Annotated in this window: 9 protein-coding genes and 1 pseudogene; 7 read left to right on the top strand and 3 right to left on the bottom strand. The window is 40.5% G+C overall.

The window, feature by feature from the left end:
- Positions 1–74: 74 nt before the first annotated feature.
- Positions 75–322, top strand: a pseudogene (locus ACFIK0_RS02790) (pyruvate kinase alpha/beta domain-containing protein); the annotation flags it as partial.
- Positions 323–1,799: 1,477 nt separating this feature from the next.
- Here ACFIK0_RS02790 and ACFIK0_RS02785 read toward each other — a convergent pair.
- Together ACFIK0_RS02785 and ACFIK0_RS02780 are read right to left on the bottom strand one after the other, a co-directional pair.
- Positions 1,800–2,183 carry a cell division protein ZapA gene (locus ACFIK0_RS02785; protein ID WP_273790489.1) on the bottom strand — a complete coding sequence of 128 codons (384 nt, stop codon included), beginning with the start codon at positions 2,181–2,183 and terminating at the stop codon, positions 1,800–1,802.
- A 12-nt stretch (positions 2,184–2,195) separates the two neighbouring features.
- The gene (locus ACFIK0_RS02780; RefSeq protein WP_005774573.1) at positions 2,196–2,471 is read right to left on the bottom strand and encodes a DUF4164 domain-containing protein; all 276 of its coding nucleotides are present in this window, start codon (positions 2,469–2,471) and stop codon (positions 2,196–2,198) included.
- 334 nt (positions 2,472–2,805) lie between these two features.
- Between ACFIK0_RS02780 and tkt the strand changes: the two genes are divergently transcribed.
- The 5 genes from tkt (at position 2,806) to ACFIK0_RS02755 (ending at position 9,969) form a co-directional block, all read left to right on the top strand.
- The gene (tkt, locus tag ACFIK0_RS02775; protein ID WP_375663453.1) at positions 2,806–4,812 is read left to right on the top strand and encodes a transketolase; all 2,007 of its coding nucleotides are present in this window, start codon (positions 2,806–2,808) and stop codon (positions 4,810–4,812) included.
- A 203-nt stretch (positions 4,813–5,015) separates the two neighbouring features.
- Positions 5,016–6,023, top strand: a complete 1,008-nt coding sequence (gene gap, locus ACFIK0_RS02770; protein WP_375611739.1) for a type I glyceraldehyde-3-phosphate dehydrogenase — start codon at positions 5,016–5,018, stop codon at positions 6,021–6,023.
- Positions 6,024–6,538: 515 nt separating this feature from the next.
- Positions 6,539–7,732 carry a phosphoglycerate kinase gene (locus tag ACFIK0_RS02765; protein WP_375630978.1) on the top strand — a complete coding sequence of 398 codons (1,194 nt, stop codon included), beginning with the start codon at positions 6,539–6,541 and terminating at the stop codon, positions 7,730–7,732.
- 108 nt (positions 7,733–7,840) lie between these two features.
- Positions 7,841–8,872, top strand: coding sequence for a class I fructose-bisphosphate aldolase (locus ACFIK0_RS02760; RefSeq protein WP_273790486.1), 1,032 nt, complete (start codon positions 7,841–7,843; stop codon positions 8,870–8,872).
- Positions 8,873–9,627: 755 nt separating this feature from the next.
- Positions 9,628–9,969, top strand: a complete 342-nt coding sequence (locus ACFIK0_RS02755; protein WP_375630921.1) for a hypothetical protein — start codon at positions 9,628–9,630, stop codon at positions 9,967–9,969.
- 1,966 nt (positions 9,970–11,935) lie between these two features.
- On the opposite strand, the gene ACFIK0_RS02750 is transcribed toward ACFIK0_RS02755, so the two are convergent.
- Entirely contained in the window at positions 11,936–13,726 is a 1,791-nt protein-coding gene (locus ACFIK0_RS02750; protein WP_375663452.1) for an ABC transporter transmembrane domain-containing protein, read from the bottom strand.
- 186 nt (positions 13,727–13,912) lie between these two features.
- Here ACFIK0_RS02750 and rpmE point away from each other — a divergent pair, with 186 nt between their 5' ends.
- Positions 13,913–14,134, top strand: coding sequence for a 50S ribosomal protein L31 (gene rpmE, locus ACFIK0_RS02745; RefSeq protein WP_005774581.1), 222 nt, complete (start codon positions 13,913–13,915; stop codon positions 14,132–14,134).
- Positions 14,135–14,442 lie beyond the last annotated feature (308 nt).

The raw sequence follows: 14,442 nt of genomic DNA, 5'->3' as shown, positions 1-14,442 counted from the left end.
GGAACGAAAGGGATTTGAGCCGTTTACGCATGGTGTTTTTTCATGCGCCTTTGAACAGGCTTTAAAAACAACGGGTGTGCGCCTCTCGTGAACGCCCTAATAGACCGATTATTGCTTTATCGCCCATTGTGGAAACAGCACGGCGTTTGGCTTTAGTTTAGAGGATATGGTTGATCGTGCAGCAGCTATTGCATTTCAGGAAGGTTTTTGCAAAGGAGGAGATCGCTTCCTTGTGACAGCTGGGGTTCCCCTTGGAACGCCCGGTGCGACAAATCTCTTGCGTATTGCTTCTGTCTCTCAAGATGGAACGAAAGGGATTTGAGCCGTTTACGCATGGTGTTTTTTCATGCGCCTTTGAACAGGCTTTAAAAACAACGGGTGTGCGCTTATTATGAATGCCTCCATAGACCCATTATTCTTTTATCTCCTATCGTAAGATAGAAAGGTATTGCGTTAGGTCGTCCAGTTTGGGGATGGGAGCAGATGCGGTGATGTTGTCTGTTGATTTTGTTTTAGTTCTGAGGAAGCTGCTTTTACGGTAGGGCATTTAATGGGAGCCCCCCTTTTATTTCATTAAGGCATATTGGGGATTGCTTTATTGAGTTTATACGAGCGAGATGTTCATTGATAATGAGAATTTATTCTTTTTCTTTTTGAATGAGAGCCTTGAAATTGTTCTCATTTTAAACTTTTGCAGACAGAATTGAATAAAATTAAAATTATGTGCCTAAAAAATCGTGCTGGTATGTTATGAGAAAAAGTGATGGGTGAATGTGTTTTTAAAATATGCTTTGTCTGATCATTTGCAACATATTGATTTATAATGATAACTTATCTTTCTTTATCTTCTATCAAAATCCCGAATACCGCAAGATTGTCTTATTTTAAATTTGTGCATGTTTTGTCAATCATGACTATTTGTTTGTACATCACAAGCGGGTGGGTTTTATGGGAAAAAGCTGTACAAGAAAGGCGTCCCTCTTATGAACCGTTTTAAGAGCCAAGGGTGCTGTCGCAATATTGAGGGCTGGTTATAATGATGGTGCCGACTTGCTCTTTTATTAAGCTTGGAGATTTTGGGTGGTGGGGAGAGGAATATGGATTATTTGTTATAAGGATAAAAATAGCGGTAGAGGATGTTTTCAAGAGCTATTATTGTTGTTTATGATGTTTGAGGTTGTATGAGATTAACATACTCTTCGGTTTTGACTTTTTTCCTGCTCTAAAGGATGAAAATACTTAATTCACGCTGGTTTATAAATGATACGGTTCTTTTCGGTGGGTTTCATCGGATGAACATTCTAGGTGCAAAGACTCTATGGTGCTTATATTATCAAATAGCGGTGTTTTACGGTATAATAGATAAGGTTATTTTTTTAATATATTGAATCTGCTTGATATTATCTAGGGGCAAGGATTTTGGACATGCATTCATAGGGAACATGAATATAGTTCTTTTTTTCGAAGGGTGCTTTATTTGTTTGTTGCTGTTGTCATTTATATGATTTTTTTACATGATGTTGGTTTTGTTATCTTATTGCGCTGTTAAAAGACATCTCATTTGAAATGTGGTGATATAAGGCAGCCTCCTTGATATAGGAAGCGTTTGTGCGGAGGTGAAATATTCAGGGTAGGGCTTTCTTGTTGAGGTTTAAGTTAATCCCATAAGTCGTGAGTAGCTGGAATCCTTCCTATAAGAAACCAGACTGTTTACAGACTGGCGTGGGTTTAAGAATTTTTATCCTGTGAGATGTGGCGGACAAGTCAAGTCTCTGGTTTATTATGCGCTGATGTACTTTTTAGAAATCTTCCTGTTCTTGTTCTTGAATGTTTGTGTGGTTTTGATCATCTTTGAGCAATTGGTTGGTGAGATTTTCAATGCGTTGTGTGGTGTCACGCATAATTTTCCCCATGGTGCGGTCTCTTTCGTTGTGGAGTCGTAAAAGAGCATTGTAGTCTTCTTGTAATTTTTTATTTTCTCGTTTTATTTCTTCCATTTCATCGATAATCATTATGCCAGCCATAACCGATAAACGATGGTCGCCAATTTCACCAAAATTGTTCTTTAAATGTGTGATATATTGATCTAATTGAGCAGCAAGCGCAATAAGACGACGTTCTTGTCCTTTGTCACAAGCCATGCGATAAATTTTACCATCAATGGTAACGGAAACAGTTTCCATACATTCAAACCTTTATCTATCAATGACAACACGAATTGTTTCCATTGCTTTAATAAGACGTTTGGAAACTTCTTTGTTTACGGACTCTAAGCGTTCAATTTGGGCTTCAGCTTTGTCAAGCGCTTGGGCAAGATGGCTGCGGTCAGCATTCATTCGTTGGATTTCTTCTTCCCATTCGTTATTTTTATCAATAACGGCATTACGGTTTATTATGGTGATCTCTAAAGTTCTAAGTGCCTTTTCTAGGTGCTCTAAAGCATCTTGTAGAACTGTAGTCTCTTGGTTCATTGCTTTTATCCTTTGGGTAATTGTATCCTTTATCAATGTGTTATGCAAAAACGAATCACTTTCACTCTTGTGTTGTGTGCATTTTATTTTTAAGTATGTAAGATATTTTAGCAAGCAAAGCAGGGGATAGATATAAATTAAAAGCTGGATTTTTTGCGCGTATTGGCATAAATGACATGGATATACAGGATGCGTGAGGGGAATGTTATTAATGTTATTGAAGTGGTGGCAAAAAGTCTCACGCTAATGGTTAGAAAATAGTATTTCTTGAGAATTTTAAGAGAATACGGAAAAAGCAACAGAATAACGTATTTAACGAAATGGTCGATTATTCATGACAAACACCCACCAACAGAATCAGATGGCCAATGCTATCCGTTTTCTTGCTATTGATGCGATTGAAAAAGCAAATTCTGGTCATCCAGGCTTGCCAATGGGAGCCGCCGATATTGCTACGGTTCTTTATACAAGATTCCTTGCTCATGACCCCAAAAAACCTCGCTGGCCTAACCGTGATCGTTTTGTGTTATCAGCAGGACATGGGTCTATGTTGCTTTATGCTCTCTTGTATCTTTCTGGTTATGAAGATATTGGCATTGAAGATCTCAAAAATTTTCGTCAATTAGGAGCAAAGCTTGCTGGGCATCCAGAATATGGGCATGTGGCGGGAATCGAAACAACGACTGGTCCTCTCGGACAAGGGTTGGCGAATGCCGTGGGGATGGCTCTTGGAGAGCGTTTGCAAAATGCCCGTTTTGGTGATCTTATCAACCATTACACCTATGCGTTGGTGGGCGATGGATGCCTTATGGAAGGGATATCTCAAGAAGCACTTTCCCTTGCCGGTCATTTGAAACTCAATAAGCTTATTGTGTTGTGGGACGATAATAATATTTCTATCGATGGAGAGATTTCCCTTGCTGATAGTACAGATCAGATTGCGCGTTTTAAAGCTTCTGGTTGGGAGACACATAAAGTCAATGGGCATGATCAAGCAGCAATTGCGCGGGCTATTGAGGCGGCACAAAATTCCGATAAACCAACTTTGATCGCTTGTAAAACAACAATTGGTTTTGGAGCACCAAATAAAGCGGGTACCAATAAAGTTCATGGAGCCCCTTTGGGCGCACGAGAAATCGCTGAAACCCGTATCGCTTTAGGGTGGGATGCTGAGCCTTTCGTTATTCCAGCCGATATTCTCGATAATTGGCGCTTGGCTAGTCTCAATGCTGCTAAAAAACGCCAAAAATGGGAAGAAAAATTTGCTGATCTTCCTATCTCAGAGCGTGTGGAGTTTGAAAGATTGATGCGGGGCGATCTCGTGGGCGGATTTGATGGCGCTATTGATACTTATAAACAGAAATTGGTTGAAGAGCGCCCCGTTGTTGCTACGCGTAAAGCTTCGGAAATGGCTCTTGAAGTGATCAATGAGGTCGTTGTTGAGACTATTGGTGGTTCGGCTGATCTAACCGGATCTAATAATACAAAAAGTAGCCAGATGAAAAGTATCTCTGCTGAAGATTTTTCAGGGCGCTATCTGCATTATGGAATTCGCGAACATGCAATGGGAGCTGTGATGAATGGTCTTGCCCTTTATGGCGGCTTTATTCCTTATGGGGGAACCTTTTTATGCTTTTCTGACTATATGCGTCCTGCTATGCGTTTGTCTTCTCTCATGGGGTTGCGGGTGATTTATGTCATGACTCATGATTCTATTGGTCTTGGTGAGGATGGTCCGACCCATCAACCCGTGGAGCATTTGGCTTGCCTGCGTGCAATGCCTAATCATTTTGTGTTTCGTCCTGCCGATGCTATGGAGACAGTCGAGTGTTGGCAATTGGCTTTGAAAGCACGCGGGACGCCTTCTACCTTGGCTTTAAGTCGACAAAATCTACCGCTTTTGCGTCAAGAGTATGAAGAAGAAAATCTCTGTATGCTTGGTGCTTATGAATTCCTAACAGCTAGCGATGATGCACAAGTGACGCTGTTTGCTTCTGGTTCAGAATTGCAAATTGCAGTGGAGGCACATGCGGTGTTAGAAGAAAAAGGCATCCCAACGCGTGTGGTTTCTGTGCCTTGTTTTGAACTTTTTTCTCAACAATCTCTCTCCTATCAGCGTGCTCTCATTGGAGATGCACCGATTAAAATTGCCATTGAAGCTGCTGTCGCCCAAGGATGGGACCGTTTTATTGGCTGTGGTGGTGTGTTTATTGGTATGGAGGGCTTTGGGGCAAGTGGAACAATTGATGCCCTTTATGCGCATTTTGGTATTACTTGGGAAAATGTTGTTGCCACCGTTGAAAAAGAGCTGGAAAAGATCAAAGAGGAAAAGACAAAGTGACAGCTTATGTTGTCATGAATGGGGTGATTGTAGGGCATCATATTTTGTGCAGTATTGTGGATGATCTTGTGCATTATTGTGGATAAGTGAGTGAGTGATCAAGATATTGACATTGTGGGAATTAATGATTTTGGATTGGTGAAATACCCATTTATTGTGTTTTAAATGTTGTGCTTTTAAAAATTGATGAGGAAACATGTGAAATGACAGTTCGTGTTGCAATTAATGGGTTTGGTCGTATTGGTCGCAATATTTTACGTGCACTTGTGGAAAGTGGACGACAAGATGTTGAAGTGGTTGCAATTAATGATTTGGGATCGGTGGAAACAAATGCCCATTTATTACGCTATGATTCAGTTCATGGGCGTTTTCCTGGGATCGTTAAGGTGGTAGGGGATGCTATTGATGTGGGAGGTGGTTTAATAAAGGTATGCGCAGAGCGTGATCCTGCTCAATTGCCTTGGAAAGATTTGGATATCGATATTGCTTTGGAATGTACGGGTATTTTTACTGCGCGTGATAAAGCAAGTGCTCATTTAGATGCGGGGGCAAAGCGTGTTCTTATTTCTGCGCCTTCTGAAGGAGCAGATCTTACGGTCGTCTATGGGGTTAATCATCAATCTTTAAGCAGCGAGCATCGCGTTGTTTCAAATGCTTCTTGTACAACCAATTGTTTGGCGCCTGTTGCACAAGTTTTACACAATACGGTCGGCATTGAAAAGGGCTTTATGACAACAATCCATTCTTATACGGGTGATCAACCTGTATTGGATACAATGCATCGGGACCTTTATCGTGCACGTGCGGCAGCTCTTTCTATGATTCCTACCTCAACAGGAGCGGCAAAAGCTGTGGGATTGGTCTTGCCAGAATTAAAGGGATTGCTTGATGGTGTATCGATTCGTGTTCCGACCCCTAATGTTTCTGTGGTTGATTTGACATTTATCGCTAAGCGTTCCACAACAATCGAAGAAATTAATACAGCTATTGCTACTGCTGCACAGGGTTCTTTGAAGGGCGTTTTGGACACTACAGAAGAGAAACTCGTGAGTTGTGATTTTAATCATAATCCTCATTCAGCTATTTTCCACAATGATCAAACCAAAGTGATTGATGGTAAGCTCTGTCGCGTTCTGGTTTGGTATGATAATGAATGGGGCTTTTCTAACCGTATGAGTGATACGGCAGTGGCTTTTGCTAAGACAATATAAGAGGACCTCAGGGTCCTCTTTTTATAGGGAAAAGTCTCATTTTTGTGCAATTTTGAGAAAAACAGATAGAGGCTGTTGTTCTCATGCGCTAGAGAGAAGAGGCTATTGAAAAATTGATGATGTGTTTTGTTTTAATACTGTGTCAATACGTGCTTTTAAAAGATGCATGAAAGAGTAAACTTTTAAAAAGTAAGATCTGAACGAGATACCTTTTGAGAAAACGTTAGAAAACAGGAGATGTAAACTCTTTTTCCTAGAAGTAAAAGGAAGCTTTAATGGAGATCAAGTTGAGCCAATGCATTTGTTTGCCACAATGGAATATGAAGATTAAGAGCAATGGTGGGCTTTTGTACATTTGACGATAAAAGCTTTGGATTTTTATTAAGCAAAGGGTGAGAGATAGGCTGTCGTGGATCTCTTGTAAAAGCAAAGAGGGGGATAAGTGGAAAGAAAAGTGGGCAGGGTTGTTGGATGCGTTTTTATTTGAAACAATGGAAAGTGAAGAGGAAGCAGTGATGGGGTTTCGCACACTTGATGATGTTGATGTTTTGGGCAAACGTGTTCTGGTGCGCGTAGATTTTAATGTTCCTATGGCACAGGGCAAAGTTTGTGACGAGACGCGTCTTGTACGGCATAAAGAGACACTCATTGAGCTACAAAAGTGTGGTGCTAAACTTATTCTGCTTTCTCATTGTGGTCGCCCCAAAGGAAAGGTAGAGCAAGAGTTTTCACTTCGTCCTGTTGTGCAAGTGCTGGAAAAGATCATTAATCAGCCGGTTGCTTTTGCTCCTGACTGTATCGGTTCGGCGGTGCAGGTTGCAGTTGAGTCATTACAAAATGGTGGTGTTTTACTGCTTGAAAATGTTCGTTTTTATGCTGGTGAAGAAAAGAATGATTGTTCTTTTGCAGAAGCTTTGGCTCATAATGGAGATCTCTATGTTAATGATGCTTTTTCAGTTTCTCATCGTGCCCATGCTTCGGTGGAGGGAATAACGCATTTGTTGCCTTCTTATGCAGGACGCTCTTTGCAAGGTGAGTTGCAGGCATTAGAAAAAGGACTTGGCAATCCAGCACGTCCTGTGGTTGCCCTTGTGGGAGGAGCAAAGGTTTCTAGTAAGCTTTTTGTGCTCAATCATTTGGTGGAAAAAGTTGACTCCTTAATTATTGGTGGGGGGATGGCTAACAGTTTTTTAGCTGCACAAGGTATCCATGTAGGAAAATCACTGTGTGAACATGCATTGATGGAAACGATAAAAAAAATCATTAAAAAAGCGCAAGAGTGTCACTGTACGCTTCTGCTCCCTCAGGATGCTGTCGTTGGATTTCGTTTTGAAAAAGATGCACCGCATCGTCTTTATGACATTGAAGATATTCCACAAGATGGCATGATATTGGATATTGGGACGCGCTCTATTGCGCATATCAATGCTGCGATAGATGAAGCTGCTACTCTTGTGTGGAATGGACCCCTTGGTGTTTTTGAGATGTCTCCCTTTGATAAGGGAACCATTGCCGTTGCACGCCATGCAGCAGAACGTAGTTTGACGGGAAAGTTGGTTTCAATTGCGGGAGGGGGCGATACGGTTTTTGCCCTTAATCATGCCGGTGTTGCCAATGATTTTACTTATCTTTCGACTGCTGGAGGAGCTTTTTTGGAATGGATGGAAGGAAAGACTCTTCCTGGTATTCTTGCCCTCATGCAGGCTTAAAGGGCTTCTTTGAAGGGAAGGTTAAAGAAAAACTATACAGTCGTGTAGAGTGTTTTTGATAGTGTTGCGCATTTTTAGAAATTAAGACAAAATAAAGAGGAATTTTTTATGAATGAACGGCTTGAAGATATTGCACTTGCTTTGGTGCATGCAGGTAAAGGTATTTTGGCGGCAGATGAAAGTACGGCGACCATTGGAAAGCGTTTTGAAAGCATTGGTGTTGAATCCAATGAAGATAAGCGCCGTGCTTATCGTGAAATGCTTTTTAGTACAAAAGAAGCGATGGAAAACGCCATCTCTGGGGTTATTTTATTTGATGAAACCATTCGGCAAAAAGCATCAACTGGGAAAATGTTGACGGATCTTATTCGGGATTCAGGCGCTTTGCCAGGGATTAAAGTTGATACCGGTGCAAAACCCTTGGCTGCTTTTCCCCAAGAAACAATTACCGAAGGGTTGGATGGTCTTCGTGAGCGGCTAAAAAATTATTATGCTTTGGGAGCACGTTTTGCTAAATGGCGTGCGGTAATTGCTATTGATGAACACACTTTGCCAACAAGAGGCGCCATAAGACAAAATGCACAAGCTCTTGCACGCTATGCTGCCTTATGTCAGGAGTTCAATATTGTGCCCATTGTTGAGCCGGAAGTGTTGATGGATGGATCATCGTGTGGGCATTCAATTACACGCTGCTTTGAGGTGACACGCACTGTTTTGCAGGCTGTCTTTAAAGAATTGTTTGAAGCTCGTGTTCTTTTGGAGGGGATGATTTTAAAGCCCAATATGGTGATTGATGGAAAGGATGCTCGCAAGGCTTCTGTTGAAGAAGTTGCTGAAAAGACTGTCCAAGTGCTTAAACAGACTGTTCCTGCCGCTGTTCCCGGAATTGCTTTTCTTTCTGGAGGGCAGTCTGATCAGGAAGCAACGGCGCATTTATCTGCTATGAATTCTTTGGGCGTATTGCCTTGGAAATTGACCTTTTCCTATGGACGAGCACTGCAAGCAGCTGCCTTAAAAGCATGGGCGGGAAAAGATGAAAATATTGCTGTTGCACAGAAGGCATTTCGTCATCGGGCTCGGATGAACCATCTTGCGGCTTTGGGACAATGGACAAAAGAACAAGAAAAAGCGTGCGATTGAAGCACAAGCCCTGTTTTTAAATGCGGAGAGATTTTTCATATTTCTGCGTGATTTTTTGTGCCCTCATCATGATAAAAATGGCGGGGGCATTTTAGGCTTGAAAGCTTTCTCAGAGAGTTTTTTCCTTGGACCTTTTAAAAGTCTTTAATGGGTGCTATCGAGAGATAAGATTGCGGGAGAGGTGCAATTTCGAGAAGGGGAGATAATGCTAGGAAATTTGTGAATGCACAGCACTTTAGTATGGTGTCGTTCATGGGTGGGCACTTGCTTTTTGAGTGAAAATCAGAAAGCTCATACTGTATTGAAGAGTTTGATATTGTGATATTTTTTCTTTTTCATGTTGTCATTACTTGTCATCAGCAGAATTTATTTGATTGCAGTTTCAAAGGTGGATTAAGCGGGTAGATTAGAGAGTTGCGATTTCTGAGCGGATTGGAATACAGCTTATGAAGCTTTTCTGCGTCAGGATAGCTTCCTCTTCAATGGGGGTAGTTTTTCTATTGGCGAACGAATTGAATAACTCTTGCTAACAAAATAGATTTGCACCTCAATAAAACACCTATTTTTTCGTTAAAATGGATAAATTTTTCTTGTATTTTTTGATGATATAATTAAAGATAACTAACTTCATAGCATCTTGGCTTAAAACGGGGGGAGTTGTGGACGGTATATCTTCTAAAAATAACAGCATATCTTCTAAGAATACAAGCATCAAAAGAAAAAATCGATACGCAGAACAGAGCTTTTCTGCAATTATGATGCGAAAATTGTGCAATATGGTGCGTGGGGTATTCGAAGGGATCTTTACAGTATTTACTTTCATAATTTTTATTATCTTGCTCAGCATACGTGGACCGGTTCATACCGCATTAAAAGTTTTTGGGTCGGTGAGTGGAATAGGGTGCTTTTTCTTTTTTGTCGGATACTACTTAGAACGCCGTGACGCAACAGCAGATGAAGCCGGTATATCGTTCGCATTACTCATGGCAATTGCTGAAGGCGTTTCTTCTATTTGCTGCCTGTCTGCTGCGTGGGGTTACGACGCTCTCTTATTCCGTTTAGCACCTCCTGGGTATGTTCTTATTCTCCCTGAATAAATAGGGTGCAATTCGTTTGCATACAAATCAAAATGAGAGGCTGTCTGCCTCTCAAATTCTTAATAATCGCTCTCCAAAATAATGACATCAGACCCGCGTTCAATGAAGGGATTAACAAGCTTTGGGTCCTTAAGCCTCAAGGCAACCCTTTACAAGTTGCGCCTAACGGCATCCTTGACCTTAAGACAGCAAAACGGCTTATTTTGTTTTTCTCATGCGGTTTTGAAATCATGATATAAGGGGCAAGCTTCTCATCGTGCCTAAATTGTATTTTATCGTGTGTTAAATGGAAAAATGAGAAAAAGCATCTTTATGCAATATAATCCAATTATGATTTTTTGATTTAAACATAAAGGACTTAAAGTTCTACAAGACTGATACAATAAAAGGGGAAAAATCGCCTATTCTTAGAAACTGAGGCGTATTCTAGGTGCTCTTGATATAGCTATCTCACCAAATGGTTTTGAAGACTTATCCTTTTAGCTCTATTTATTAAAAGGTCATTTTGAGGGAGCTTGGCTAATGAATGTAAAGGAAAATTAGCACGTAATATTTCGCTTTGCTGGTATAGATGCTGAATGAAGTTAATTATCTAGAGGATCACTGAAGAGGGAGCGCTAAAAAATGATGAAAATCCTCCGTACTTCGGTGAATTCGTGGTTGAAGATATAATCGTAGAACTTGGCTTATCTGTTCCTGAAACAGCTGAATGGTTTGAAATGGTTAGGGTGTCAGTTCTGCATATGCTTGACTCGCTATACAAAAAAATTACGATTTCGTGCAAGCTTTAAAACATAAATACCCTAAAGATATATCCTCTTTGTACATGTTCTTATCATCGTTAAAATGCCTTCTTAAAGCACGACAGGGGGTGCTATAAAATTGAGAGCTGTAAAATATATGGGGCAGGGGGTGAGAAGATGGTGTTCAATCGAAGTACTCTATCCTTATTTTTATGGGCTATGCCTGAAAGAGAGAGCTGGAGAGACGATTTGTGAGCAAAGAGAAAGTGTTTTGAGGTTGCGTGTCTGCAAGAGCAGAACAGTGGTCGTGGTGATATTTACAAACAATAAATTTGATAAAATTTTACGATTTTGCCAAAAGCCAGTTTATTATAAAAGCTGTTGCTTATACGCGCTCATACAAAAGTTATAAGAAGCCCAAAAGTGCTAAAAAAGTCTTTGCTCTTTTTCAATAAGACGGATCTGCAAACAATATTCAAAAAGTGTTCGTGTTTTTGAAAGAGCATAAAAGGATACTCTTGCAATAGAGAGAAGCGTATTTGTGAGTTACAATTTGTCATGATTTTCGGTAAACACTATTGTTTAGAGCGGTGAGAGAGGGCATGAAAAAATTTTAATATTCAGTTTTTTAAAGAGTGTGGTCAGTCTTTAGGATAGAGCTTGTGTCCCTAGAGCCTATCAAATGAGCCGCATAAAGGCTTCAAGAAAGCGAGCACCTATTATACTTTTTGCCAGCATATACTCTTTTGTCAGCGCCCCAATGTTTTGACAGCCCTTAGAACGTAAAGGGGCAAGGGAGGTATTTCATTCCTTTCTTGTACCGTTTCACTCCACACACCAACTCTGCTTGTGATGAGCAAGCCAAGAGATTTTGTTTGACTCACTATGAGGGTTTGACATGAGAAAATCCTATGGTATTCATGATCTTTCATGAAAAACAATGAATTATCCTTATAAATCAACGTGACAGTGCTGTTATGAAGAGAACTCCTTGCACATCTTAATAGCCCATAGAGATTTAACTTGGTATCATTTTACATTCTGTACACAGAAGTGTCTTTATAAAATGCTCCATCTTGCGCAGAAAAAAGAACAGCCCGTTAAAAAAGAAAAACATCTCAATGCTTGCTTTTCTTTTTTCCATGAGAGATTTAAATTGATAAGCCTGTCTGAAAAGAGTGCTGTTTATGCCCTTAAAGATACTGCTCTTGTATCAAGATCACTTACTCAGGCGAAAATTGGAGTTTTGCGAGGTAAGCATAAACACCATTTTTTGCCACAAGTTCGGCATGGGTTCCTTCTTCCACAAGGGCGCCTTTATCCATCACAAGAATACGATCAGCTTTTAAAATTGTTGCCAAACGATGCGCAATGACCAATGTTGTTCGATTTTGCATCAATCCTTCTAAAGCGTCTTGCACCAACTTTTCACTGTTTGCATCTAAAGCAGATGTTGCTTCATCAAGTAGTAACAGGGGCGCATTTCTTAAAATTGCCCGTGCAATACCAATGCGTTGTTTTTGCCCCCCAGAAAGCATGGTACCACGTTCTCCTACTTGCGTATCCAAGCCATCTGGTAAAGCTTGAATAAATTCAAGTGCATTAGCCGCTTTAGCGGCAGCAAGGATTTCCTCTTCATGGGTAGTTTCAGTTCCAAAAATAATATTATCACGCAATGTTCCATCAAAAATGGCGACATCTTGTGGAACATAGGAAATTGCACTGCGTAAATCTTGTAAAGAAAGGCGATTAATTTCCATGCCATCCAACCGAATTGTTCCATTTGTCGGATCATAAAAACGAAGGATCAAAGAAAAAATGCTGCTTTTTCCTGCTCCGGAAGCCCCAACAAAAGCAACCGTTTCGCCTGCTTTTACAGAAAATAAAAGCGAGCGTAAAACCTTCTCTTGTGGTCTAGAAGGATAGGTAAAATCAACCTGATCAAAAACAAGTTCACCTCGAACAGGTTGCTCCAATGATAAAGGATTTTTAGGTGCTACAATAGTAGGTTGCTCTTGTAACAATTCGGCAAGCCGTTCAGCAGCGCCTGCTGCTTGGATTAATTCTGCTCCCAGTTCCGATAATTGCGCAAAAGTAGAAGCTCCAAAAACCGCATAAAGGACAAATTGCCCTAATGTTCCTCCTGTCATCGTTCCATTCAAAACATCGCGCGATCCAATCCATAAAACAGCAACCACACTGCTAAAAACCAAAAAAATTGCAAACCCCGTAAAAAAGGAGCGCAAGATTACAGAAGCACGTGCTGTTTGAAAAGCACGTTCTATCAATTGTGAAAAACGTATTGTAACGAGTTTTTCAGCGGTAAAAGCTTGCACAGTGCGAATAGCGCTTACCTGCTCTGTAGCAACAGCATTGGCATCTGCGAGACGATCTTGCGCCGCGCGGGTACGAGAGCGAACTTTACGTCCAAAGACTACCAAGGGAATGGCCACAACAGGAATAGCCGCTAAAACCAACAAAGACAATTTAGCATTGGTGATCACCATCATCACGACGGCTCCGATCACGATAATCAGCTGACGTAAAGCGGTAGAGGCGGTAGAGCCCACAGCTAATTTTATTTGTGTGGTATCTGTGAGAAGCCTTGAAACAATCTCTCCTGAATGTGACCGATCAAAAAAAGCAGGAGAAAGTTTCATAATATGGACAAACACATCACGCCGTAAATCGGCAACAATCCGTTCTCCCAAGGTGATAACACAGTAATAACGGGCTGCTGAAGCAAATGCGAGAAACAAGGCTAAGATAAACAAAATTCCAAAGTAAAAATTGATATGTCCATGGCTTGAAGTAGAAAACCCATGATCAAACATTTGGCGGATAGCCACAGGCAAAGCTAATGTGACAAGAGCAGCAACAGATAACGCTAGAAAAGCAAAGATAAACAACCAACGATAGCGCAAAAGATAAGGAACAAAAATTGCAAGCGAAGAGAATGAAGATTTCTTAGGGGAAGACTTTGTCGATTTTTCTGAACGAGAACGTAATGTCATAAAATTTTGCTCACTGTATTGGATTTGTAACACTTGATACAATGATGTATCTTGAACACTTGTTTTTTGATGCGTGCTCAGTTATAGGAATAAATACTTTAATCAATGTATCAAAAAGACAAAGGAAGTGCACTTAAAAAAACAAGCAAGTGCTATTTCATTCTATAAACGCAAAAGGTTTGACGCATGAAAGCGAATATTCACCCCAACTATCACAAAATTACCGTTGTTATGACGGATGGAACCCAATATACGACGCGCTCTACTTGGGGAAAAGAAGGCGATACTCTTAATCTAGATATTGATCCAAGAACGCATCCGGCATGGACAGGTGGCTCCCAAACGCTCGTAGATCGTGGTGGTCGTCTTTCTAAATTCAAAAATCGTTTTGGTAATATTGGCATGTAAAAGCCTCCTCTTTATGGGGTACAAGGGTTTTAAACAAAACGATTGCAAACGATGAGTTTTTGATCCTATCAAAGAGTGCACTTTAAATATTAATTCAAAAACGCATCCGACATAAACAGATGGGTCTATAAATCATTGTGGTTGCGTTTTTTAAATTCAAAAATCATTTTGAAATACACGCAAAAATCCTTTCTTCCCTAGAGTATAAAGACTTGAAATAAAATAATTGCAAACTTTTCTTCTTTTTTGGAACTGAACATACCCACGGAGAGGAAGTATTTTCCGCTTCTAAAGCTGCCAATGTATTT

Origin of the sequence: Bartonella sp. CL63NXGY, assembly GCF_042194905.1 — a bacterium.
GTDB lineage: Bacteria > Pseudomonadota > Alphaproteobacteria > Rhizobiales > Rhizobiaceae > Bartonella.
The sequence above is the reverse complement of the archived record's forward strand: the minus strand, read 5'-3'. Positions and strand labels throughout refer to the sequence as shown.

Coding starts and splice junctions, on each gene's coding strand:
- gap (WP_375611739.1), top strand. CDS start 5,016: ATGACAGTTCGTGTTGCAATTAATGGGTTTGGTCGTATTGGTCGCAAT.
- ACFIK0_RS02760 (WP_273790486.1), top strand. CDS start 7,841: ATGAATGAACGGCTTGAAGATATTGCACTTGCTTTGGTGCATGCAGGT.
- rpmE (WP_005774581.1), top strand. CDS start 13,913: ATGAAAGCGAATATTCACCCCAACTATCACAAAATTACCGTTGTTATG.
- ACFIK0_RS02780 (WP_005774573.1), bottom strand. CDS start 2,471: ATGAACCAAGAGACTACAGTTCTACAAGATGCTTTAGAGCACCTAGAA.
- tkt (WP_375663453.1), top strand. CDS start 2,806: ATGACAAACACCCACCAACAGAATCAGATGGCCAATGCTATCCGTTTT.
- ACFIK0_RS02765 (WP_375630978.1), top strand. CDS start 6,539: ATGGGGTTTCGCACACTTGATGATGTTGATGTTTTGGGCAAACGTGTT.
- ACFIK0_RS02750 (WP_375663452.1), bottom strand. CDS start 13,726: ATGACATTACGTTCTCGTTCAGAAAAATCGACAAAGTCTTCCCCTAAG.
- ACFIK0_RS02755 (WP_375630921.1), top strand. CDS start 9,628: ATGATGCGAAAATTGTGCAATATGGTGCGTGGGGTATTCGAAGGGATC.
- ACFIK0_RS02785 (WP_273790489.1), bottom strand. CDS start 2,183: ATGGAAACTGTTTCCGTTACCATTGATGGTAAAATTTATCGCATGGCT.